20 protein-coding genes, 3 pseudogenes, 1 riboswitch and 1 other annotated feature are annotated in these 24,342 nt (G+C 32.5%); of the genes and pseudogenes, 3 read left to right on the plus strand and 20 right to left on the minus strand.

Annotated elements, in window-relative coordinates; all coding sequences use genetic code 11:
- From NMU03_RS17905 to NMU03_RS16915, 15 genes and pseudogenes are all read right to left on the minus strand, one after another.
- Positions 1 to 1,000: pseudogene (locus tag NMU03_RS17905) on the minus strand (stage V sporulation protein AD).
- On the minus strand, positions 978 to 1,421 hold the full coding sequence (gene spoVAC / locus NMU03_RS16845) for a stage V sporulation protein AC (RefSeq protein WP_290140099.1): 444 nt from the start codon (positions 1,419 to 1,421) through the stop codon (positions 978 to 980). Before spoVAC ends, NMU03_RS17905 begins: the two are co-directional and overlap by 23 nt.
- A gap of 200 nt (positions 1,422 to 1,621) precedes the next feature.
- Positions 1,622 to 2,436 (minus strand): annotated as a pseudogene (locus NMU03_RS17910) (folate family ECF transporter S component).
- 144 nt (positions 2,437 to 2,580) lie between these two features.
- The gene (locus NMU03_RS16860; RefSeq protein ID WP_290140104.1) at positions 2,581 to 3,975 is read right to left on the minus strand and encodes a D-2-hydroxyacid dehydrogenase; all 1,395 of its coding nucleotides are present in this window, start codon (positions 3,973 to 3,975) and stop codon (positions 2,581 to 2,583) included.
- Between the two features lie 151 nt (positions 3,976 to 4,126).
- Complete coding sequence (locus tag NMU03_RS16865; RefSeq protein WP_290140106.1) at positions 4,127 to 5,002, minus strand: metallophosphoesterase family protein; 876 nt, start codon at positions 5,000 to 5,002, stop codon at positions 4,127 to 4,129.
- Complete coding sequence (locus NMU03_RS16870) at positions 4,999 to 5,427, minus strand: hypothetical protein (RefSeq protein ID WP_290140108.1); 429 nt, start codon at positions 5,425 to 5,427, stop codon at positions 4,999 to 5,001. Before NMU03_RS16870 ends, NMU03_RS16865 begins: the two co-directional genes overlap by 4 nt.
- Before the next feature lie 136 nt (positions 5,428 to 5,563).
- Complete coding sequence (asnS, locus tag NMU03_RS16875) at positions 5,564 to 6,949, minus strand: asparagine--tRNA ligase (RefSeq protein WP_290140110.1); 1,386 nt, start codon at positions 6,947 to 6,949, stop codon at positions 5,564 to 5,566.
- 36 nt (positions 6,950 to 6,985) lie between these two features.
- Positions 6,986 to 7,197 (minus strand) — a binding site (T-box leader).
- A gap of 38 nt (positions 7,198 to 7,235) precedes the next feature.
- Positions 7,236 to 7,880 carry a redox-sensing transcriptional repressor Rex gene (locus NMU03_RS16880; RefSeq protein WP_290140112.1) on the minus strand — a complete coding sequence of 215 codons (645 nt, stop codon included), beginning with the start codon at positions 7,878 to 7,880 and terminating at the stop codon, positions 7,236 to 7,238.
- Positions 7,873 to 8,880, minus strand: coding sequence for a tRNA (adenosine(37)-N6)-threonylcarbamoyltransferase complex transferase subunit TsaD (gene tsaD / locus NMU03_RS16885; protein WP_290140114.1), 1,008 nt, complete (start codon positions 8,878 to 8,880; stop codon positions 7,873 to 7,875). The genes NMU03_RS16880 and tsaD overlap by 8 nt, the downstream gene beginning before the upstream one ends.
- Positions 8,877 to 9,329: a ribosomal protein S18-alanine N-acetyltransferase gene (gene rimI / locus NMU03_RS16890; RefSeq protein ID WP_290140116.1), complete on the minus strand. Its 453-nt coding sequence runs from the start codon at positions 9,327 to 9,329 to the stop codon at positions 8,877 to 8,879. The genes tsaD and rimI overlap by 4 nt, the downstream gene beginning before the upstream one ends.
- Positions 9,320 to 9,925 carry a tRNA (adenosine(37)-N6)-threonylcarbamoyltransferase complex dimerization subunit type 1 TsaB gene (tsaB, locus tag NMU03_RS16895; protein WP_290140117.1) on the minus strand — a complete coding sequence of 202 codons (606 nt, stop codon included), beginning with the start codon at positions 9,923 to 9,925 and terminating at the stop codon, positions 9,320 to 9,322. The genes rimI and tsaB overlap by 10 nt, the downstream gene beginning before the upstream one ends.
- Positions 9,913 to 10,365, minus strand: a complete 453-nt coding sequence (gene tsaE / locus NMU03_RS16900) for a tRNA (adenosine(37)-N6)-threonylcarbamoyltransferase complex ATPase subunit type 1 TsaE (RefSeq protein ID WP_290142385.1) — start codon at positions 10,363 to 10,365, stop codon at positions 9,913 to 9,915. Before tsaE ends, tsaB begins: the two co-directional genes overlap by 13 nt.
- A complete protein-coding gene (locus NMU03_RS16905) occupies positions 10,346 to 10,909 on the minus strand; it encodes a DUF402 domain-containing protein (RefSeq protein ID WP_290140120.1) in 564 nt (187 codons plus the stop codon). The genes tsaE and NMU03_RS16905 overlap by 20 nt, the downstream gene beginning before the upstream one ends.
- Positions 10,910 to 11,145: 236 nt before the next feature.
- The gene (locus NMU03_RS16910; protein WP_290140121.1) at positions 11,146 to 12,417 is read right to left on the minus strand and encodes a transposase; all 1,272 of its coding nucleotides are present in this window, start codon (positions 12,415 to 12,417) and stop codon (positions 11,146 to 11,148) included.
- A 207-nt stretch (positions 12,418 to 12,624) separates the two neighbouring features.
- On the minus strand, positions 12,625 to 13,173 hold the full coding sequence (locus NMU03_RS16915; RefSeq protein WP_290140124.1) for an energy-coupled thiamine transporter ThiT: 549 nt from the start codon (positions 13,171 to 13,173) through the stop codon (positions 12,625 to 12,627).
- Between the two features lie 65 nt (positions 13,174 to 13,238).
- Positions 13,239 to 13,339: riboswitch (TPP riboswitch) on the minus strand.
- Positions 13,340 to 13,447: 108 nt separating this feature from the next.
- Between NMU03_RS16915 and NMU03_RS16920 the strand changes: the two genes are divergently transcribed.
- Complete coding sequence (locus NMU03_RS16920) at positions 13,448 to 14,638, plus strand: acetate/propionate family kinase (protein ID WP_290140125.1); 1,191 nt, start codon at positions 13,448 to 13,450, stop codon at positions 14,636 to 14,638.
- Between the two features lie 52 nt (positions 14,639 to 14,690).
- On the opposite strand, the gene NMU03_RS16925 is transcribed toward NMU03_RS16920, so the two are convergent.
- The 5 genes from NMU03_RS16925 to NMU03_RS16940 all read right to left on the minus strand — a co-directional run bounded on the left by NMU03_RS16925 (position 14,691) and on the right by NMU03_RS16940 (position 20,800).
- Entirely contained in the window at positions 14,691 to 19,067 is a 4,377-nt protein-coding gene (locus tag NMU03_RS16925) for a SpaA isopeptide-forming pilin-related protein (protein WP_290140127.1), read from the minus strand.
- 163 nt (positions 19,068 to 19,230) lie between these two features.
- The gene (locus NMU03_RS16930; RefSeq protein ID WP_353956716.1) at positions 19,231 to 19,452 is read right to left on the minus strand and encodes an AzlD domain-containing protein; all 222 of its coding nucleotides are present in this window, start codon (positions 19,450 to 19,452) and stop codon (positions 19,231 to 19,233) included.
- Positions 19,389 to 19,541: an AzlD domain-containing protein gene (locus NMU03_RS18285; RefSeq protein ID WP_494337160.1), complete on the minus strand. Its 153-nt coding sequence runs from the start codon at positions 19,539 to 19,541 to the stop codon at positions 19,389 to 19,391. Before NMU03_RS18285 ends, NMU03_RS16930 begins: the two co-directional genes overlap by 64 nt.
- Positions 19,541 to 20,236, minus strand: a complete 696-nt coding sequence (locus NMU03_RS16935) for an AzlC family ABC transporter permease (protein ID WP_290140130.1) — start codon at positions 20,234 to 20,236, stop codon at positions 19,541 to 19,543. The genes NMU03_RS18285 and NMU03_RS16935 overlap by 1 nt, the downstream gene beginning before the upstream one ends.
- Positions 20,237 to 20,278: 42 nt before the next feature.
- Positions 20,279 to 20,800, minus strand: a complete 522-nt coding sequence (locus NMU03_RS16940) for a hypothetical protein (RefSeq protein WP_290140133.1) — start codon at positions 20,798 to 20,800, stop codon at positions 20,279 to 20,281.
- 373 nt (positions 20,801 to 21,173) lie between these two features.
- Here NMU03_RS16940 and glmS point away from each other — a divergent pair.
- Positions 21,174 to 22,974, plus strand: a pseudogene (gene glmS / locus NMU03_RS16945) (glutamine--fructose-6-phosphate transaminase (isomerizing)).
- Between the two features lie 102 nt (positions 22,975 to 23,076).
- The gene (locus tag NMU03_RS16950) at positions 23,077 to 24,324 is read left to right on the plus strand and encodes a hypothetical protein (protein ID WP_290140134.1); all 1,248 of its coding nucleotides are present in this window, start codon (positions 23,077 to 23,079) and stop codon (positions 24,322 to 24,324) included.
- The last annotated feature ends 18 nt before the right edge of the window (positions 24,325 to 24,342 follow it).

The following is a 24,342-nucleotide window of genomic DNA, read 5'->3' on the forward strand; positions in this document are numbered from 1 at the left end:
CTACCGCCTCCAGACTGATTGCATGGGCAATACAAGGAATACTTTCTTTTGAGAAGTCATCATTGGTGACAATAAAGCACCAGTGGAAATCACTAAAACACGTTTGAGTTTACGTTCTTTTAATTGAGGATAAAGCAATCCCATCGTCACTAATGCACTACAAGCACAACCACTTCCACCTTGAAACACAGGTTGTGATGATAAATCATATAACATACATCCACAGTCATTATAACGTACTACATCTATTTTTTGACGTTGTAACATTTCTTTTAAAATTTGATGTCCATACATCGATAAATCACCAGTAACTACCAAATCATAATCATGAAAACTACGTTTTAAATCTTGAAAATGATTGATGATTGTATCAAAGGCAGCTGGAGCCATAGCACGTCCCATATCATTGGCATCTGTTTGTGAGTAATCGATCACACGTCCTAATGTCACTGCCTCTACTCTGACAGCTTGTGGTTGATTCGTTATAAGCGTTGAAACAGCACCTGTAGCCGTAAATGTTGTGGTATCTTTTTTGAATGCCATATTCCACCGGATAACGATATTGACGTTCTGCAGTGGCATTATGACTAGATACCAATGCCACTGTCTTTTCAACAAAACCAGCTTCAATAAGCATTGAAGCCAATGCTAATGATAAAGCAAATCCTGAACAAGCACCATATACTCCTACAAATGGGCGAGGAATTTCTCTAGCTAGATAATTCACAGAGGTAATTTGATTTAATAAATCGCTACCTAAGTATAAATCTATATCTTTATATTTCAATCTTTCTCTTTTTAAACAAATATCCAAAGCAGCTCTAAGCATTTTTCGTTCTGCTTTTTCAAATGATTTTTCACCATAATGATAATCTTGAACACTTTTATCAAAACAACTACCTAATGGTCCTAAATATTCCAATGGTCCACATACAGTTCCCGTTGAAGCAATATAAGTTTTTTCTAAAGTGACGGAATTACCCAAAAAGCGTAATGACATAACGAATCACTCCCAGCAAGGCAGAACTGACAATCCCATAAGTAATAACAGTTCCTCCTAATTTAAACATATTGCTGCCAATTCCCATAATCAAACCTTCACTTTGACTATCCAAGGCACTTGATGTCATACTATTTGCAAAACCAGTAATGGGAATAAAAGTACCTGCCCCTGCTTTTTGTGCCAATTTGTCATAAAGACCCAATCCGGTCAATAAACAACTCACAAAAACTAATGTAATAATCATCATTGGTGTCGCCTCTTTTTGATCAATATCATAAAAACGCATAAAGAACTCTAAAACACCCTGTGCCAAAACACCTATCACACCACCATATAAAAAAGCAAAAAAAGCATTTTTCATTTTATGTCCAGTTGGTTTTAATGTTTCAGCTAACTGATCATATTCTTTACGATCCATCTTTCTCACCTCTTTTTTAGTGTTTACACTTTTTATGTTTTCAAACATAATTTTTTGAAACCTGCATATACTCTTTTTGAAAGGGATGAGAATTTTGTCTATGAAAAACATATTGACACGTCTTTTTGAATATTTTTTGAAGTTGTTGAAGTGGATGAAGATGGTAATGAAATAAAAAAACAACAAGATTAAACTTGTTGTTATCTCTCTAATCTGATCCATATTCTTCTTAATAATGGAATTAAACTATAACCAATAAATATTTCTATTGGTAATACAGCACATTCTTTGACAACCCTAATACAAAAAGAAATTGTCCAAGGGATATGATACATCATATCCAACCATAATGGTGTTAAACATAATGTCACAACGAGTTCTACAAGAACAACGCATAAAATCCAAGTTGAAAAAGTTTTGGCTTCCTGTTCGTTTATCTTACGTTTTAAAAATATAATGATTATCGTAAAGACAAGTGATAATAAAACACAAAGTGAAATCAGTGTAATCTTATCCTGTGATTTTAAGTGATAGGTTGTTTCAGAAATATTGATTACATCTAACTGTCCAATATACACAATCGCTCCAATGGCTAATACAGCAATCAAACCAATCACAATCATCAAGATACGTGTGGGACTGATATTTTTAGAATGTTCATGCACCATTGAGGGGATGACACTGACAAGAATTGTTCCTAGAGTGAATCCAAAAATGGAAACCCCGTTGGGAAAATAATCAAACCAATCACATCACTACATAATCCAACCAGAAAGGCATAGCTTGGTGAAAGAAAATATCCTGCTAACATTAAAGGAATATATTCAAAACCAATCTTTAAACTTTCACTCCCAAATAAGGGAATCATAATGGCCAATCTTTTACAAATGGCTGTTAAAATAATGAAAATAGCCGCTATCACTAATTTCATCACATTTCCTTTTTCAAAAGGATAAAACTTAAATACATAAATACCTAGCGCAATGATAATCATTGCAATAACAAATTGTTCCATAACATCATGCTACTTATAACAAATTTTCCTGCTTCATCCTCATTTCTAGTCCACAGGCGTTAATTCCGATTTAAAAAACCGTACATGCTTTGCTACTGACGTAGACTCCTCCTTCTTTTTTTATTTTTATCTATCATACATGATTTATCCGTTATTGACAATATTTCTTTCTTCACCTTTTAAAAATGCTAAAATATTTTCATAGACTTCATTCACACATCTTTGTCTAGCTTCAATAGATCCCCAGGCAATATGTGGTGTAAAAATCACTTTATTCATCTCTTGAATTTGATAAATAACATCATCTTCTAATAATGGTTCATGTTCAAATACATCCAAACCAACACCAGCTAAATGACCTTCATTTAAAACTTTTACTAAAGCCTTTTCTTCAATAATACCTCCACGTCCAACATTAATTAAATAAGCTGAATCTTTCATTTTTCTTAAAGCTATTTCATCAAATAAATAATGCGTCTGTTCATTTAATGGAGCATGAATGGTAATAATATCAGATGTTTTTAATAAAGTATCAAAATCAACTTGTTGATAATCACTTGTAGCATTTTTTCCACTTGTTGAATAATATTGGACTCTTGCTCCCATAGCACTAGCAATCCCAGCTACAGCACGTCCAATATGCCCTAAACCAACAATCCCCCAAGTCATAGATGAGACATCATGAAAAACATCATCAAAATAACTAAAATACTCACCATGGCAATATGCTTTTGATTTGACAAAGTGATCATAAGTAACATTTTTTTCAATCAAATGCATTAATAAAGCCAAAGTATGTTGAGCTACTGTTGTGGTAGAATAATCTTTTACATTGGCCACCTTTATATGATGTTCTTGACAATATTTTAAATCTACATTATTTGTTCCTGTCGCAAATAAGCAAATGAGTTTTAAATGTTTTAAACCTTCTAAAACGTCTTTATTCATCACATTTTTATTAGTAATGACAATATCGGCATTTAAAATACGTCCTCTGATTTCTGATTGTTTTGTATCTTCATACATTGTCACTTGTCCTAATGAACAAATCTTTGATAAATCTACATCTTTACCGACTGATGCACTTTGTAAAACAACAATATGAACATCTTCTTGAGACAACAATGTCATAAAATCTTCTAATGATACATTTTGAAATAACTGTCCTAAATGAATGGCTTCATTTAAATCTAAAATATCTGTTGGTAAGGCCACTCCACACATTGAAGTCTCAACGATTTCAAATTTTAAAATATGTTGAATCATCGCCACTCCTAAAGCTTTAGAAGTCATTGTTTTATCCTCTTCAATTTGTTCTAAGAGGTGTTGTTTAAAATGTTTTTCTTGCTGGACACATTGATAAACACATTCTTGAAGTGATGTATAAGATAAAATCTGATCTCTGACTAAATCATGATAAAGAAGTGGTAAAACAACATCATATAATTCTAAAGGCACGGGTTTCCCATATCCTTTTGTAAAATTATAAAGCAAGGCTGTTCCTAATTCTTCATCTTTCATTCTATCTACTAATTTCATTTTTCATTTCCTCCCTCAAATAAATAAACTTCAACTCTCTGTCTTTCTGCTTTAGCTTTATCATCATAAAAAATCATACAAACCTTCATTTTTTTAGTTCGTGTATCATATTTCATCACATTATACGAAATATAACGACTATGACTTTCTTTTAAGCCACCCGTAGCACTTCCCGCTCCAATATAATAACAACCATCAACTTCTCTAAAAAAGGTAGATGCTTATGACCATGAAAAACATAATGAATACGTCTTTTTTGTAGCCAATCAATAAGAATTGGTGCATCAACTAAAACTTTAGAAGTTTCCACGATACGATTGATAAACGTTTTTTCATGCCATTTGGTTTTAATAAACTGTGCTTTATCAATGGGATAGACATGATGATGCAACATCACAAGTAAAGTATAATCTTCAAGGTGATCAATAGCAGATAATTCATCATCAATTTCAATCAACTGTCTTTGACCAACTTTCCCTCTAGCTAGATTTCCTTCACTGGTTGTATCCATTTTAATAATAATAATTTTCTCTTTTTCTAAAACCTTAATATTTTCCCCTAACAAATAAGCAATCACTTTACTTTTTTGCATTCTCGCAAAATTAAAACCATGAACAATCACATCATGATTACCTAATATAAAAGTGATATTGGCTTTATAACGCTTCTTTAAACTATTCATAAAATCATTTGCCAAATACATATTACGACGATTCGGTGATTCCATTAAATCGCCTGTAATTAAAATATTAACAGGCCATAATGATGGTAATCTTGGCAATAGTTCATCCAATGACGCATAAAGACGTGCCAATCCTTTTTGACGCTTATCTTTTCCTAAATGCAAATCACTCAGTTGAATAAAATAAGCATCATTTTCATATTCATGATAATCTTCAAATAAATCATTATTTTGTTCAATAGAAGATAATAATTTTATATAATCCTGCTTTTCTCTCATTGGCACAAACACTGTCTTTTGTCCTTGAAAAATCAAACATCCCGGCCATAAATCTACATGGTTCAAAGCTCCAAAAAAGTTGGAAATGGATCAAAGAATGATAAATTATCTTTTTGAAAATGTCCTGAAATAGGATAAAAATAAATATTTTCATAATCAGGAAAAGATTCTATCTTAAAAGATGCATCTTCAAAACCAGGCACATATACAATATGAATGGCTTGTTCAAACATTTGAGCCATTGTTTCCATTTCTAAAGAAAATGGTGTATGTAAAATATGATCAACATCTTCCGCTTTCAATAAATTGGGTAATAATGCATAATCATCCCTTGTCAAAGATGTTAAAACATCACAAGCAATATCGCGCTGATTTAGCCATTGAATAAAACTTTGTAAATAATCATATGACATCAAAATATCTCGCATATAAGCTGATTCATTGCGATAAACAATATTAAAAAAGGTATTGATAAAGAAGATTTCGTTCACTGTCTTTTCACCTCATATGTTTATTATACTACAAATTCTAATGCTTGAATATGAAAAATATAAGAGAAAATGTATTGCTGTAAATAAAAATCCCACAGGAACTAGAAGATAATATTTTCCTTGTGGAATTCGTTTTTTAAAATTTTAAATTTCTTGGTGTTCTTGGGAATGGTTCAACATCACGAATGTTTTGCATACCTGTTAAATACATTAAGAAACGATCAAATCCTAGACCAAATCCAGCATGTTTACATCCACCAAATCTTCTTAAATCCATATACCATTGAAGACCTTCTTTAGACATTTGTTTTTCATCCATGATTTTTTCAAGAACATCATATCTTTCTTCACGTTGACTTCCACCAACCAATTCACCAATACCAGGAACAAGCAAGTCGCAAGCTGCCACTGTTTTTCCATCATCGTTAAGACGCATATAGAACGCTTTAATTTCTTTAGGATAATCTGTTAAGAAAACAGGTCCACCAACAACTTTTTCACAAATATAACGTTCATGCTCACTATTGAGGTCCATACCCCATTCAACTTTATTTTCAAATTTCACATCAGCCTGTTTTAAAAGTTCAATGGCTTCTGTATAAGTCATACGTTTAAAATCACTGTTTCTCACATGTGTAATTCTTTGAATACATTCTTTATCAATCATTTGTTCAAAGAATTTCATTTCTTCTGGAGCATTTTCTAAAACATAATCAATACAGTATTTCACCATATCTTCAATTAAATCCATATCATCTTCCAAATCTGCAAAAGCAATTTCTGGTTCAATCATCCAAAATTCACTGGCATGACGTGATGTATTTGAATTTTCAGCTCTAAAAGCTGGTCCAAATGTATAAACATCTCTAAAAGCCATACAAAACGCTTCCACATGTAATTGTCCTGTCACAGTCAAGAAAGCTTCTTTGCCAAAGAAATCTTTATCAAATTCAGTGTTATCAATTGTTGTCGCTCTAAACATTTCTCCTGCACCTTCACCATCATTTCCTGTAATAATTGGTGTATGTACATAAACAAAGCCTTGTGATTGGAAAAATTCATGAATTGCCATAGATAATACACTTCTTAATCTAAAAATTGCATAGAATGTATTGGCACGTGGACGAAGATGTGGAATTTCACGCATATATTCAAAAGAATGTCTTTTCTTTTGCAAAGGGAAATCATCATCACACGCTCCTTCTACAACCACTTGTGTGGCTTCAATTTCAAAAGGTTGTTTAGCTTGTGGTGTCAATTTTAATTTTCCTAAAACACGAATAGCACTTCCCGTACTAATATGTTTCACTTCATCATAATTTGTTAAACTTTCCTGTAAATAAACAATCTGGCAATTTCTAAAATATGTTCCATCGTTTAATGCGATAAATCCAACTTTTCCATTATCACGATTTGTACGTACCCATCCATCTAATTCGACATATTCTAAACCTTCTGTTTCAAAATCTTCTCCAGATAAAATAATCTCATATAATTCTCTTACCGTCATAAATTCAAACATGCTTTCTTCCTCCTTTATTAAAAAAAGCCGTTCCATTAAAGGAACGACTGATATCGCGGTACCATCCTTATTCATATTCATTATGAATACACACTTTTGAGATAACGCCTTTTGGCGGGATAGTCTACTTTTCTTTTCTCCTATCCGGTTCATTGAGTGTTCCATATCATTCCCATTTCTTTTGCTTACACCATCCAAAAGTCGCTTTTAAACTTATAAATCATATGTTCTCAAATCATTACCTGTATATTTATTATTAACATCTTTTTCACAAAATTTCAATACTTTATTCATCATTGACATGCATTTTTAAAACTAGTTCCTGAATGGCTACAACCACATCCACAGTTTGTACAACCACATCATGATGAACTGTAAAATGTGTATGTGTAAAATCAACAATGCCTTTAATGCCTAAATCCATTAAACGATCCACTGTTTCTTGAACATTTTCACTAATCGCTAAAATTGCAATTTTACATCCTTCAGGAAATGTTTTTTCTAAATCATCAATATGATGAAGTTTCACACCAAAACGTTCACCGACTTTATTTTGATCCAAGTCATAGCCACAGACAATTTTTCCAACCGTATATTGCCAACGATTATACTTTAAAATCGCACTACCTAAGTTTCCTACACCAATTAAAATAATAGATTCATCCAAACCTAACCCCAAAACATTATTCAAGATATTGATAATATCTTTGGTATCATAACCAATGCCACGCTTTCCTAATGATTCTTTGCTTGTTAAAAAGCTAAAATCACGACGGATTGTGGTATCTAAAATACCCGTTGCTTCAGATAGTTCACTCGATAAAAAATTATTTTTCCCTTCATGTTGCATATTGCGCAAAGCTTTTAAATAAACTGGGAAACGTGACATCGTTGCTTTTGAAATTTTATGTTTTTTTCCATGATTATTCACCAAGACTTTCTTCTTCTAAATCATATGATGGTTTGACCATTAAGTCAAGTGAAGAAAATTGTTGATGTTTAAACATCACACGCGCAGCTGAAGCAATCATGGCTGCATTATCTGTACAATAAGACATCGGTGGAAATAAAACTGGAATATCACTACGTTTTGTCAGTGTTTCTCTTAGTCCTTGATTCGCACTGACACCCCCAGCCACAATAATTTCTTTGACCTGATAATCTTTAGCAGCTTTCAGTGTTTTTGAAACAAGCACATCAATCGCAACTTCTTGAAATGAACACGCTAAATCTTCTGGAACAATATCTTCTCCACGTTGGGTAGCATTATGACAAAGATTGATGACTGCTGATTTTAATCCACTAAAAGAAAAGTTATAGCTGTCATCATTCATTGGTAAAGGCAATTGATAACTATGTTTTCCCTCTTTTGCCATACGATCAATGACCGGTCCACCAGGATAAGGCAAATGTAAAACACGTCCCACTTTATCATAAGCTTCACCAATCGCATCATCTAAAGTTTGACCAATGACTTCAAATGAAAATTCATGTTTCATATAAACAAGCTCACTGTGTCCACCACTCACGACTAGACATAAACATGGATATTGAATATCTTCAACAAGTTCATTGGCATAAATATGTCCAGCAATATGATGCACACCAATTAATGGTTTATGATATGCTAGAGCGAGTGTTTTAGCTGCCTGCATACCGACATGTAATGAACCAACAAGGCCTGGTCCTTTTGTCACTGCAATCGCATCAATATCTTGCATATTGACCTGAGCTTGTGACAAAGCTGTTTTTAAAACTGTCGATACACATTCAACATGCATACGACTAGCAATTTCTGGTACAACGCCTCCAAACATACGATGGGTATCAATTTGTGATGCTACAACATTGCATAATAATTCACGACGATTTTTTAAAATCGCAACAGCCATTTCATCACAGCTTGATTCAATAGCTAAAATAAGACTCATTGTCTTCCCTCCTTTACTACTTTTGTCATTAAAAAGGCATCTTCATGATTATCCTGATAATAATCAGGACGAATAGCCTGGATGGAAAAACCAAATTTTTGATATAAAGCAATGGCTTGATGATTTGATTTTCTAACCTCTAAGCTGATAGTTTCAACATCTTGAGCCAAAGCATAATCTAAAGCATACTGCAATAATTTTGTACCATAACCTTGTGACTGATAGGTTTTGTCTACTGCAATTGAAGCAATTTGAGCCTGTTCGTACATCACCCAAATATCAATATAACCTAATATTTGTGTATCTTTTTTGAGTACAAAAAGATATGCAAAAGGATTTTGAAACAATTCATATTCAAAGTCCTGTCTTGTCCAAGGCGAAGGCATCACATTGTATTCTAATTGTACAATGGTTTCCAAATCATTTTCAGCAAGTTTTTCTATAAACATATTTTTTTAGCCTCAACATCTTTTAAATAACGTGGCACCAAAGCATCTACATTTTCACAAACGGGCGTATTTTTAGCCAACTCATGTAAATTCAAAGCCAAATTAACTTCAACATTATCATAGCCTACAACCTCATTTTGTCCAACCACCTGAAAATCTTGATAAGATTGCATAAATTGTGGGAAGTGAATAATCTCCATCATTTGTTCTGGAATCAGTGCTTGTCCATTCTCATATGCACATACAAATACTTTTTGACTACGCGCATCAATAACCGATACACATTTTTGTAAACCAGCATAAGTGGCTAATGAAGAAATTGCTTTAATACGCACTGAAGAAATCACACTCAATGTTTTCGCAATTGTTAAAGCGACTCTTTCTCCTGTATAAGAACCTGGCCCAATTGTTAAAATGATTTCATCTATATCTAACAATTCTTTATGATATTTTTCTAATAATTTTTGAAGATAGGGAATCGCATTTTCAGATTGACGTTTAGACCCCATTTCTTGAATACTTTCCAGACATTTATTATCTTCATATAAAGCAACCATTAAATATTGATTCGATGTATCCATTATTAATTGTAACATATATCCATCTCCTTTAATAATTGCTGATATTTTTCACCATGAGCTATAAAATCCATACGACGTGTCTGATCGTTATTTTTTGTCATATGTATTTCTAATCTGTTTACTGGTAAAATGTCTTGAATATACATCGGCCATTCAATCACACAGATACCATCATTTTCAAACATTTCTTCAAATCCCAATTCTTCATTTTCACCCTCTAAACGATAAGCATCAAAATGATAAAAAGGCATTCTCCCTTGATATTCTTTAACAATCGTAAAAGTTGGTGAATTAATAATTTTGGTTACTCCTAATCCTTTTCCAATTCCTTTTGTAAAAGTTGTTTTTCCAACCCCTAACTCACCTTCTAAAGTAATAATTGCATTGGGAAATAAGTGTTTTGCAAGTTCTTCTCCAAAATCAATCATATCCTGTTCATTTTGAAAATCCACGATGATCCCTCCTTTTTCTATAATTTCCACTTTGGTAATAATGATACCAATACTGGGCAAAGCCCGGTCTAAATGGTCCTGACATATTCATCGTCATATCAATCAATTGAGAAAGTTGACGATGTAATATATCATCCAATTCATCACTATAATTCATTGCAACTTTATGCTGCTGATATTCTTCTTCATCTAAAATCTTATACTTATAATCAGGGAAGACTTTTAAATCTAAATCATAATCAATATATTTTAAAGCTTCACCATCATACAATGTAGGAGATGCAATATTGCAATAAAAATGCACCCCCGTCTTACGAATCATACAAATGACATTATACCATTTTCGTTTTGGGAAATAACAAATCGCTGGTTCCCTTGTATACCATTTACGTCCATCAGCTTCTGTTACCAAAGTTCTATTATTGACAACAATATAATGATGTGGTGTTTCTTCTAAAACCAGTCCTTTATCCCAACAACGATGAATACTTCCATCATGTTTATAACAATGAATAAGGATATTTTGACCAACAAATGTCTTATTCATAATCAATAACCTCTTTCTATAACAGAATTATTATACACAAGTTAACTCTTTTTTAAAGTAAATTTACCTTTGACTTTCGGTTTTTTGCATTCTTTTTTGAAGGGTATGTCTTGTTGTTTATTGTCATAACCCTTGTTTTCTTATCTATATCATCTTTTTTGTTTTTGTTCTCTTTTTATTGTAGCTGAAAAAGTGTCATTTTCATGACCTTTTTTATTATTTACTATATGTTCATTTTATAGTTTCAGTTGCAGCTGCCTGTATTCCTGCTTCTCTCTTATATTTTGAAACTCCTTGATTCCCTTTTGTGCATATTTTAATATTTCCTGTATCCCTTTACTGATCTGATAGCACCAGTAATATCTCTTTCCTTTAAGCGATTTGCTTCTCTCTATCATCTTTATGACTAGTAATTTCTTGTCTACTTTCTCTGCCAACAGTGTTATATGCCCTATATGCATCATCAATATCATATTCAATACATTTATTGATTTCATTGTCCTTACTCTTATATTTTCAAAACCATACTGATTCTTTTTGAATCTGAATTTCTCCTCGATTCGCCACCTTGACATATATGCCCTCACTATCTTATGCACATCTCTTTTATTCCTGATCTCTCTATTCGTTAAAAGCATCATCGGTTTTTCTTCACTTAATCCATACACAATGACTAGATTTAATATCCTTCCCTTTTGTGATGGCAGTTCCACTCTCGTATGTGATACATAGACTTCACTATCTTCCTTAGAAAAATACATGTTCATCTTAATCTTGCCTTTTCTTCTTTTGGCGATTTCTCCTACTTTCTTTGGCTTCCCTTTAAACAATAATGTTCTATTTTCTTTGAGTCTGATGATGAAATCATCTGCATTATGATTTTCATCTATGAAGTAATCATAAAATACATTGGCATCATATCCTCTGTCACATACAAATGTACATCTTTCAGGAATGAGAGATTTGACATATTTTATGCTCTTTATTGTTTCATCGTTCATTGACCTGAATCCTTCACTTTCAGTTGAATAGATATGGCTATACAAAGATATTGGATGATGTTGATCCTGTGTGAGGGCAGTTGCCTCACATACATGGTATCCAGGATAAATGTCATCCTTAAGTGAGGAAGCATCCCTGACCATACAAAGATCTTCAAATTTTCTTCCATATTTTTTGATGATTTCACTGTTATCAAGTAAAATGATCCTGTCTTCGCTAAGATGCTTGATAACCATATCATTATAATTGGATTTCATTTGGTTCATTGCTTCATCATCAAATTGAGCCAAATGATTGGATAATCTGTCAATTGTATAATTGAGCTTGATATTTTCATCAAGAGCTCTGGCAATATCGCTAAGTAGAACACTTTGACTTCTTGCAAGACCAAACATCATATCCATGACAAACTTGGCAGCAGGTTTATCAAGACTGTCTGATAATTTATTAGAAAAATTGACAATTTCTCTTTTCGTTTCATATAGATCTGTGGTAAAATAACTCATGGAAAATCCCTCCTAAATTTTGTTTATTGATCTAAAATTATTATAACATTTTAGAGGCTGATTTTCCTTATAAATAAAGCAAAACAGGCAATTTGTGAATAACTTTTTACCTGTTTTTTATTTTTTTACCGAAACTCAAAAATTTACCATCTTTTCTTATTCAATAAACTTTCTTCTTCAAAAGAAAAATCTCTCTTTAAAGAGAGATCATGAAAAAACATTTTTCAAACGATTATATAAAAGTGGTACAACAATCATACAAAGAATCAATGTAGGTCCAACATAAATCGCATTATATCCTAGTGAATAAACAACTGGATTCATCCCTTCAGGTGCATAGCTGGCAAATAAAAAAGCGCCTGAAGCAAAATGTGATAAATATTTTAAAAACATTGCCAAAAGAACACCCCAACAAATAGAAATATTTCCTATCTTCTGTGTTTTGATTAATGGTGTTAAACCACAAACAGCTAATGGTAAGACATAATCTAATAACACTGACCATGGTCCATAATAGTGTGCTAATCCTAAAATAAATTGTAAAAGTGCGACACCTACTCCACAAATCACACCATAACCTGCGCCCATCAAATAACCACATAACATAATCGCAATCACATCAACCGAAATTGTTCCACCCTGTGGTAATGATGGAATGATTTCATTGACATAACTTAAAACAAGTGTAATTGCCATAAACATGGCTAACATACACATGTTTCGAATTGAGTAGTCTACTCTAAAAATCTTTTTCATCTTTTTCTCCCCTTTCTTATAAGCCAACAAATAAAAAAGACTTTTTTAGCCACGTAAAAAAGTCAAACTCTCATTATTTGCACTCTCTACGCTGGCATTACCCAGTTCAGATCATAAGGGATAAGGTTTCAACCTTTCTCAGCAAAATGCACCCCTGGCTCATATTCATTATATTCTTTTTTAGAAAAAATACAAATATTTTTTACAAAACATTTTTTCCTAGTTTTTTTACAAATAAATGCTATAATAAAAGGGAATCAAGGAGGATAAGAAAATGGCAAAAATTATCGCAGTTAATGCTGGTAGTTCATCATTAAAATTCCAATTATTTGAAATGGATGATGAATCAGTAATTACTTCTGGAGTGATTGAAAGAATTGGTTTAGAAGATTCTATTTTTACAATTAAATTCAATGGTGAAAAAGATGTGCGTACTTTACCTATTCCAACACATAAAGAAGCTGTTCATTTATTGTTAGATACATTATTAGAGAAAAATATCGTTTCTTCATTAGAAGATATTAAAGGTGTTGGGCATAGAGTTGTTCAAGGTGGTTCTTATTTTAAAGAATCAGCAATTATTGATGAAGATGTTGTCAGCAAAATTGATGAATTAAAATCTTTAGCACCTTTACATAACCCTGCTCATTTAACAGGTTATTATGCATTTAAAGAAGCAATCCCTAGTGCAGGAGCTGTGGCTGTCTTTGATACAGCTTTCCATCAAACACTTGAACCAAGATGTTATATTTACCCTATTCCATATAAATTCTATACAGATTATAAAGTGAGAAAATATGGAGCACATGGAACTTCTCATTACTATGTTTCTCAAAAAGTCATTGAAAAACTTGGAAACCCTGAACATTCTAAAATTATCGTTGCTCACTTAGGAGCTGGTGGTTCTTTAACAGCTGTTAAAGATGGAAAATCTATTAATACATCTATGGGATTTACACCTCTTGCTGGAATCATGATGGGAACACGTAGTGGAGATTTGGATCCTTCTATCATTGATTACTTGATTGAACAAGTTGGTATGGATATGAAAGATGTTATTCATATGTTAAATAAAGAATCTGGATTATTAGGTGTTTCAGGTGTATCAAGTGACTTTAGAGATGTTTTAAATGCAGCGAATGAAGGTAATGAAAGAGCAAAATTAGCAATTGATATTTTCTTTAGACGTGTTATCGCTTATATTGGTAGATATTTTATAGCTTTAGGTGGTTGTGATGCGATTGCTTTCACTGCTGGTATTGGAGAAAACTCTGCTTATGCAAGAAAAGAAATCTTATCATTAGTCAGTGAAGCATTAGGAATTGTTGTGGATGATGATGCAAATGAAAATGGTGAAGGTGAACGTTTAATTTCTAAACCTGAATCAAAAATCAAAGTTTATGTTATTCCAACAAATGAAGAACTTGTCATCGCTAGAGATACAAAACGTTTATTAAACTTATAATAAAATAAGCATAGATTAAAAAAAGATGCAAGACTACTTGCATCTTTTTTGTTTACATTTGTTTTTGTTTTCTATCTCTATACATAATGACTAATATAAGGATGAAACATCCTCCTAATACAATAAGATGATTTATGAAATCAGAAGAATCATCTGTTTGAACAATTGTCACAGGTATTTTTTCATTTTCATACGCTAAACGATAAACTTTTCCTATTCCTTCAAGATGATCATCCAATACAATAGAAATCACCTGAGTAGAAAGCTGATAGCCTTCAGGTGCCTTTGTTTCTTTGATATAGACAGTCTGTCCATATTCTAAATCTTCAAAAGTCACTGTTCCCTGAATATTATTGGCTTTGACTGTCTGTAAAGCTTTTTGACATTTTGAATCACTATAAAGTGTAAATTCAAAGTCTTTATAAAGAATGTTCTTTTTTGTCTGACTATCAATCTTATCAATCACAATGTCCGTTAAGATACGTTGATCAGTCATAGTCAACAACATATCCTTTTGTCCATTGACTGTAAATGTGACAGGTTTAGCTACTTGATACCCTTTAGGTGTTTCTATTTCCAACACAGTATAAGTTTCACCAGCCATTAATCCTTCAACATAATGAACATTCTCATCACTTACCCACTGATTAACAATATTCTTGGTTTTGTTGTTGATAACCTGAAGGGTTGCTCCTTTCACTAGATTTCCAAGTTCATCTTTCTTTATGATGCCTACTGCCGTATCAATCATTTCGATATGCTGATTCTTATCAGCAGTAACAATAAATTCAATGTCTTGTGCCAAGTTCTTGCCTACCGGTGCTAAATCTTCATGCAAGATATATGTCTTGCCTACGACAAGATTATTGATTTCATGACTTTCTTTTGTTGAAATCCATTCATCAATGACTTCATCTGTTGCCTTGTCAACCACCTGCATGGATGCACCTTCAATTTCCTTGCCACCTGCATCAATCTTAGAGAAAATCACTTTCTTGTCAATCATGACGAAATTCATATCTTCATTTTCCTTGACAGTGAACTCTACTTCATTGGCTCTTGCATAGCCATCTGGTGTCTTGATTTCACGTAAGATATAGGTTTGACCTACTCTTAATCCTTCTACGTCATGAGTATTCTCATCAGTTATCCATTGATCGATAATGTCTTTTGTTTTGACACTAACAACCTGAAGTGTTGCTCCTTTGACATTGTTTCCAGTGTCATCTATCTTCTTCACAGCAACTCTTGTATCTTTCATGACGATTGTTTGCTTGTTTTCAGTCATTGTGAACGGTACATCTTTCGCATAAGTATAACCTAGTGGTGTCAAATCTTCACGATAGATATAATCCTTTCCCATCACTAATCCCTTGACAACATGAGTTCTGCCATTGCTTGTCCACTGATCAATGATTTCATTGGTTTTAGCATCCATCACTGAATATTCTCCACCTTTGAGTTCTTGACCACCTAAATCCTGTTTAGAAAAATATGTTTCTGTCAATCTGTTTTTCACAGTTTTTTCCACTGTATATTCCTTTATTGTATTGTCTTTGATAGTAAATTCAAAGATAATCGGTTCATCCAAAAGCACATATCCATCCACTGTTGCGATTTCTTCAACCTTGTAGCTGGCTCCTTGTGTTCCTAATGGCAAGTCTACAAGTTCAAGCTTTCCACTTTCATCTATCATATAGATGCCATCAGTCGCAATACCTATATTGACTGGATCACCTTTTTTGTAGATGCTCTTTCCAGTTGCAGGATCGACAATATCCTGATTGGCTGTGACCTTGAATGTTGCACCACCTACTGCTGTATCTTCATCTTTTTCAAATGCCTTATGAAGAATCAAATGTCCTGTTGGCTTTTCATCAACAAATGATACTTCAATGACTGGCTGAAAATCTTCATCAAAAGTGATGTCCTTGTTGTCAGAAGAAATATTGACTTTTATATCATCTCCAACAAGGAATCCTTCAGGTGTTTTCAATTCCTCAATGGTATATTTTCCTGCTTCTATCATGTTATCAAGAACAACATATCCTTTATCATCTGTTGTCCATTCATCTTTATAGACAAGACCAACTTTCTGTTTGACATAGTTTCCTTGACTATCCTTTAGCTTAAATGTAGCATTTGATAAAGTTACTTTTTGTCCATTTTCATCCATTTTTAAGACTTTTAGCCACGCCTTGAATGGTGCATTGTTGACCATGCGATATTCTATTTCCTTATCTTCATCAATAGTTATAAAAAAATCACCTGAAGGATAATAATTTTCAGGTGTCTTTGTTTCTTTGATTTGATAAATGCCATAAGGAAGATCAATGGATGTATCACGACCTGTCTTATCTGTAACTAACACATCATAAGTCTTTGCCTGATCCCAGCCGTTCTTTTGAACATCTGAATAAAGCTTAATCGTAAATTCTACGCCTGCAAGTCCTTGGACAACACCACTTGTGCCATCACTTGTCATCTTGGCGATTTCTAATTTTCCCTTAATGACCTGTTCATAAGAAATAACATTCTTTATGACAAGCTGTTGTGTTGCGTTTGAAGATGTCAAAGTCACTATCTGTGGATCATCTAATAAATAACCTGTACTGGATTTTGTTTCTTCAATGCGATAGCTTCCCATTGGCAAGTTAGACCATGTGATTTTCGCATTATCATCAGTTTTCTTTATGCCTGTATCTCCCCAGACACCATTGCCTACTGTCTTTTGAGAAATGACCTCATCTTTTTTGTAAAGGACACTTCCATCTGCTGGATTCAATATATTGTCATTGGCTTTCAATACATATTGAGCATCCTTCAAGGTTGCATCACCTTGAGCAGTGTTTCCTGTTTCCTTATCCTGTTTCAATAACTCAATCTTTCCTAAAACGGGTTCGTTATAGACTTCTATGCTGTAGGTCTTACCATTATCAGTAATGCCCTGACTTTGTTCAAGTGTTGCGATAACGTAATTCTGTGGTGCCTCCTTTTCACGGATTGTATAAGTTCCATAATCAAGAAGTCCAGACTTGGCAACACCTTCTGCATTTGTCGAAATTGTCGTGATGACATTTGAACCACTTAGGATTTCAAACTTGATACCTGCCTGCTTGACAATTTGTCCCGTTTTTCTATCTTTCTTGACAACCTGAATATAACCCTGTTTCCAGTTGTTCGTTTGCGTAAATGAAGCTGTTTGACCAGCTTTCAACTCTACAGAATGAACTGTGGAATCCAGAACAAGATAATCGGGAACCTTGACTTCCTGTACATAGATAGTTGTTGGTTTCAAATTTTCAATGGTTACTGTACCATCTTTTCCAGTTGTGTATGTGCCTAGACTCTGGCTCATATTCCCATTATAAGAAACCTTGAACTGGACATCAGAGATGAAATGACCTTTATTGTCTTTTTTGGCAATCTTGAGATTGGCTGTTCCAATCTTGACTTTAAAGAATGCACTTGGCAAGGCTTCATCTAATTCTCCAGCAATAGCTACTTTTTGATAATTTCCGGAATCATCTAAACAAAGTAATTGTTTTTTATTCAAGTCTAGATCATTTGTTCCAGAAACAATTCTAGTATCATCAAAAGAATCATTGGCTGTGACTTTTAAAACACTACCATTCTTATCAAATGACAATCCTGTTCCCTTGAAATCATACTGATTTAAGATATCATTATTATCTTTCAATTCAATATAATAATGACTGCCATCAAATTCATTCATTTCATAAGTCTTAGCAAGACCAGCATTAGTTGCACTGAAACTCGGTATTTTACCCCAACTTACAAGTGTTTCACTATAAGAATCATAGTATGATTTGACTTTAGATTGAGTTGTTGTATCTTTCCACTCAAAGGAATCATAGGTAGACGTTGCCCCACTTGTTGTCACACCTCGATAACCCCCGTTAGCATATCTTTCTCCAACCATGATTTCCCATACAATGATCTGAGCAGCCAACCACTGGTAAGCATTTCCTTTCACCTTCTTCAATGAACCACTGTTGTTAAAGGATACATTGATTTTGGTAGGCGCTAAACTTAATACTCTACTAATAAGGATTTCTTTTTGCGAAGCTGTTAGATACGTATTCTTCTGTGCCTCTTCAATCAAATCAATGGTATCAGTCGGTGTATACTGTGTACCATCATGAATGGATTTTCCATGTTCCAAACAATAAAAATATTGTCCATTATCTGTTAAAAGAACTGTCTTTCCCTCACTATAAGTACTTTCTTCAAGAATAGTTCCATCATTCAATTTTACTCCACCTTTAGCTAATACACCAGCAAGATAGTTATATGTATTCATCTTGTATGTAGCTCCATAAACTTCTCCAATATTGAGTGTAAAAAGACATGATAACATGAAAAGTATAAATTTTTTCAATTTCATAAAATGCTTATGTTTATCCATATTTATTTCCTCCTTTGTTCGTCTAAACATAGCTCAGTTATCTCCACATCACCTCCTTTGATAAAACCAACAAAAAAAGACAGGTCAATCCTGTCATGAAATACAAATTCCTTTTCAATCATTAAAAAAAACAATATAATTCAATGTCATAAAAAAATCCCATCTAAAATGGGATAATGATTTGTGCAATCAAACTACATATAACGGTCACGCAGGCTACAAACACCAAACCTTTTTGACGATAAGCAAAATAAATACCAGCTAATCCTCCAATCAATGCACTGCTGATATGTCCCGTTGCATATAAAATGCCAGGGAATGTTAAGGCTGATAAAACAGCATATGGAACATAATATAATATCGAACGGATAAAACGCGAGTGAATTTCTTTTTAAAAAATGTGAGTGGCAACATCCTTGGCAGATAAGTCATCACTGCCATCACCACAACAGTTAACAATAAATAACTTGACATTATGTATTCTCCTCAATCGGATAACGTAATGCGCCATATAAAGCCGCTAGTAATGTTGCGATAATTAATTGAAATCCACTCGATAATCCTTGAAATAAAGGCACTTCATACATTATAGTTGAAAGCAAAGCTCCTATCACTACAACTTCTAAAATCGCACGTGATTTGGCAGAAGCTGGAATAATAATCGCCAAAAACATACCATATAAAGCTAATCCCATCGCATTTTGTAAAACTGGTGGTAAAATATTTGTAAGTGTTTCACCCACAAATGTTCCACTTGTCCATCCGATAATAGGAATCAAGATAAATCCTGCCATAAAACGAAATGACAATGTTCCTTGTTCCAAAGATGCCAAACTAAATGTTTCATCTGTAATACCAAAAGAAATCACCATTCTTTCAAGTGTTGACATCTTTTGATCTATCTTTTGACTTAAAGATAAAGACATTAAAAAATAACGTGCATTAATCATTAATAAAGTCAATGCAGTTTCATAATAAGAAGCCTGAGTCAGCATCAAAGATACGCCTGCAAATTGCCCCGATGATGTTAAATTCGTAATTGAAATCAAGGTTGCCAAACCAAATGGTAAACCACTTGATGCTACAAAAACACCAAAAGAAAAAGATACTGGAAAATATCCTAAAGCAATCGGAAGTGATCTTTTGCACCCTTTTAAAAACTCTTCCATACAATCCCCTCCATATATCCCTATATGATACATGAATCAAAATCACTTATCAAATAAATTTTTCTCAATAAATTCCATAATTTCTTCTCTTGGTGTTAAAACCTGATAAAATGCTTTTCTCAAATCAAGTCTTTGAATATCAACTGAACGAATATCACTCAATTGAATACGACAATATGTTATATGTGTATCTGTTTTTATTTTAATATCTTTTTCAAAAAGTGGATTCACAGGTGTTGAATCTTTTTTAATTGAAGTACATGGAACAACAAGCATTTTATATCCCATATCTTTTAAAACATAACACCAATGTCCATCCATCAATTCTTTAGGAAAACCACGTCCAATATTAAAATAAGCTAACTCATGAATATGTGGTCTTTTATGTACATGATAGAATGTTTGATTACAATCACCATCTTTAACCAAATGACAATAAAAATATTCAAGCTGACTGGTTTGATGCAACAAAGCATAACTGTATTTCTCTACATCATAAACACCGGATTCTTCTAATTTTTTTAATGATTTATTCATTTCTAGTAAATTATTACGTATACTCATAATAACCCTCCTATTATATATATACGCATATTTTTCTCATTTTTCTTTTTTTTAATCAAATTTTTTTAATTTTCTTTATTTTTTCATTTCAACTACGATTATATACCTTTTTAACATCATTATAGAATTTTTAAAATATGAAAACTATTATTCATTATTTCATGTATAATAGCCTTATTGATGAAGTATAAATAAAACAAGCGCCTGGACTTTTTGAAGTTGACGAGGACCAGATTTATCGAAAGATTCGGCGGATGATCTGGAGGTATGATGCTACCTGAACAATGAGCAAAAATAATGAGTGATCATTAAACAAATATCATTAGGCATCACTTCATCATATAATTTATTGAATATATGGAGGAAGATTTTTATGTGTGGAATTACAGCTTATTGTGGAAAAGGAGAAGCTTTGCCTTTTTTAATGCAAGGCTTGTCTAAATTAGAGTATCGTGGTTATGATAGTGCTGGTGTGACAACACTAGAAAATAATCAGTTGATAACTATTAAATGTAAAGGTAGATTAGAAAACTTAGAAAACAAATTAAAAGAACATCAATTAAATGGTCATGTTGGAATTGGACATACAAGATGGGCAACGCATGGAATCCCATCTAATCTTAATTCTCATCCTCATACCAATCAAGATGAAACAATTGCTTTAGTGCATAATGGTATTATTGAAAATTATCGTGAATTAAAAGATGAATTAATAAAAAAGGGTATCAGTTTCAATCTGATACTGATAGCGAAGTGGTTGTCATGCTTTTAGATAGTCTTTATGAAGGTAATCTTTTAGAAGCTACTCAAAAAGTTTTAGGTTTGATTAAAGGAAGTTATGCTTTATGCATTCTTTCAACTCTTGAACCAGATCATATTATTGTAGCCAAAAAAGATAGTCCTTTAATTATTGGTGAAACAAAAGATGCTTACGTTGCTGCGAGTGATATTCCAGCTTTATTAGAATACACGAAAGATGTTTATTTTTTAAATGATTATGAAATGGCTGTTTTATCTGCTGATCATATTGAATTTTACAATCAAGATGGACAAAGAATTGAAAAAGAAACAACAACAATTCCTTATGATTTAGAAGCAGCCAAAAAAGATGGCTATGATACTTTTATGTTGAAAGAAATTCATGAACAGCCTCATGTGATTGCTGAAACCTTAAGAGGTCGTATTCATCAACAAGGAATCGTTTTAAATGAATTAAAAGATATTGATTTTTCAAAATTTGATAAAGTTTATTTTGTTGCTTGTGGAACTGCTTATCATGCATCTTTATGTGGGGCTCATGTTTTAAAGAAAGTTGTTCATCTTCCTGTTTTTAGTGAAGTGGCAAGTGAATTCCGTTATAATGATCCTTTTATTGATGAAAAAACTTTAGCTATCTTTGTTTCTCAATCAGGTGAAACAGCTGATACATTAGCTGCTTTACGTCTTGCGAAAGAGAAAAAGCCACAACAATTGCAATTGCCAATGTTTTAGGAAGTACGATTTCTAGAGATGCTGATTATGTTTTATATACTTGTGCGGGTCCAGAAATTGCTGTGGCTTCAACGAAAGCTTATACAACGCAACTTGTCCTTCTTATTTTATTAGCTTATTATATGGCTCAAAGTTTAAATCAGAATGTTCATGATGATGTGATTCAACAATTACAACTTATCCCTCAATATGTAGAAAACATTTTGAAAGACGAACCACTCTTTGAACAATATGCTCATATGTTAGAAGATCAACATGATGCTTATTTCATTGGTAGAAATTTAGATTATGCCAGTGTTTTAGAAGGTGCTTTAAAACTCAAAGAAGTTTCTTATGTACATGCTGATGCATATGTTGCTGGAGAATTAAAACATGGCCCAATTGCTTTGATTGAAAATAATTCGGTTGTTATTGCAGTCGCAACACAACCTCATATAGCTCAAAAAACCATCAGCAATATTCAAGAAACAATTGCCAGAGGAGCACGTGTCATTTTATTAACGACTCATCAAGAAGAAGTCAAAAATGTTCAAAACACTTATTATTTACCAGATATAGAGCCAACACTTCAAGCAATCCTTGTAGCCATTCCATTACAACTTATTGCTTACTACACAGCTTGTCTAAAAGAATGCGATGTGGATAAACCACGTAATTTAGCAAAATCTGTGACGGTTGAATAAAAAACACCTTTGGGTGTTTTTTATAATTCATTTTGAAAAATGAATCTTTATTCTTCACAAGAAGTTATGAAATTGATATAATAATAGTCGAGGTGATGAATCGTGGAAAAACGTGAACCAAAAGATTTAACAAATTATGATAAACGTTTTGAAGAAGATCCAAGCTCATTTAATGATTTTCAGGCTATGGATTATGTAAAAGAATTGAAAAATCAAGGTCGAAATGACGAAGCTATTGAAGTAGGAAAGACATTTTTACAAGTTGGCGAAGGATTAAGTGGTTTTATTAATCATTATGGTTATGCACTTTATAATAAATATATTAATATTGATGAAGATAAAATCAAAGAAAAAGAAGATTTATTTTTCTCTATTGTTGATGAAATCACTGATTTATGTAAACAAGAAAAATATTCTCCTTTAGAAGCAACTATCAATAAAGCTATGAAGTATGTCATGAACCAGAAACCTGTCAATTATCAAAAATTATCTATGCTTTTAGATAAACTTGATATCCAAACACTCAGCATTGATCCTTTTATTAATAGTGCTGGAAAAGAATATGAATCTAAAAAAGAAAAATGGTATCGTTTAAAAGTTAGATGTTCATATGAATTAGAAGATTATAAAGCTTGTGTGGAATATGCAAACATGGCTTTTACACAACCAATTAAATGGCATTATAACAACTTAAATTGGGTGAAATATTACCGTGCCTCTTCTCTTGTTCATTTACAACGATATGAAGAAGCAGAAAATGAATTTTTAGCTTTAGGAAATAGAATTCCTAATGTTGATTCTTTCCAAGTGCTTTATGATTTATATAAGAACACAGGAAAAGTTAAAGAAGCTTATACAAATCTTATTTATAAGTTCTTTAAATCTGGATATAGTCTTAATGAACTTACAACTTATGAAATGATTTTAGATATGGTTCAAACTGGTAAAAATCAAGAAATCATTGATTTAGCTAATGCCTTTGTTTACCAAATCAAAGCTGAAAATCAAAAGGATGTTTCACAAAATTCTATTTCTGAACAATATCAAGATATGGATAGCAGTTCATTATATGATCGTTTATACAATCAATTAATGGAACATCTTGATGAATATATTGATCGTTATGAAGGAAAAGTTGTTTATTACAATAAAGATAAAGAATTTGGTAGCATTTATCAACATGATGATGATCACCTATTCTTTAGACAATCTGATTATATTTATGATGAAATGGTTGAAAAACATGATGTTGTGGAATATAGTTTAATGAAAACTTTTGATTATAAAAAACAACAACCATCATCAAAAGCCATTTTATTAAAAACTTTATATGAGGACATTCATTATTAAGCCATGTAATGCATGGCT

The organism is Allocoprobacillus halotolerans, from assembly GCF_024399475.1.
GTDB lineage: Bacteria > Bacillota_I > Bacilli_A > Erysipelotrichales > Coprobacillaceae > Allocoprobacillus > Allocoprobacillus halotolerans.

Coding starts and splice junctions, on each gene's coding strand:
- spoVAC (WP_290140099.1), bottom strand. CDS start 1,421: ATGGATCGTAAAGAATATGATCAGTTAGCTGAAACATTAAAACCAACT.
- NMU03_RS16860 (WP_290140104.1), bottom strand. CDS start 3,975: ATGAAATTAGTAGATAGAATGAAAGATGAAGAATTAGGAACAGCCTTG.
- asnS (WP_290140110.1), bottom strand. CDS start 6,949: ATGTTTGAATTTATGACGGTAAGAGAATTATATGAGATTATTTTATCT.
- tsaD (WP_290140114.1), bottom strand. CDS start 8,880: ATGAGTCTTATTTTAGCTATTGAATCAAGCTGTGATGAAATGGCTGTT.
- rimI (WP_290140116.1), bottom strand. CDS start 9,329: ATGTTTATAGAAAAACTTGCTGAAAATGATTTGGAAACCATTGTACAA.
- tsaB (WP_290140117.1), bottom strand. CDS start 9,925: ATGTTACAATTAATAATGGATACATCGAATCAATATTTAATGGTTGCT.
- NMU03_RS16905 (WP_290140120.1), bottom strand. CDS start 10,909: ATGAATAAGACATTTGTTGGTCAAAATATCCTTATTCATTGTTATAAA.
- NMU03_RS16910 (WP_290140121.1), bottom strand. CDS start 12,417: ATGAGTTATTTTACCACAGATCTATATGAAACGAAAAGAGAAATTGTC.
- NMU03_RS16915 (WP_290140124.1), bottom strand. CDS start 13,173: ATGAAAAAGATTTTTAGAGTAGACTACTCAATTCGAAACATGTGTATG.
- NMU03_RS16920 (WP_290140125.1), top strand. CDS start 13,448: ATGGCAAAAATTATCGCAGTTAATGCTGGTAGTTCATCATTAAAATTC.
- NMU03_RS16925 (WP_290140127.1), bottom strand. CDS start 19,067: ATGGATAAACATAAGCATTTTATGAAATTGAAAAAATTTATACTTTTC.
- NMU03_RS18285 (WP_494337160.1), bottom strand. CDS start 19,541: ATGTCAAGTTATTTATTGTTAACTGTTGTGGTGATGGCAGTGATGACT.
- NMU03_RS16935 (WP_290140130.1), bottom strand. CDS start 20,236: ATGGAAGAGTTTTTAAAAGGGTGCAAAAGATCACTTCCGATTGCTTTA.
- NMU03_RS16940 (WP_290140133.1), bottom strand. CDS start 20,800: ATGAGTATACGTAATAATTTACTAGAAATGAATAAATCATTAAAAAAA.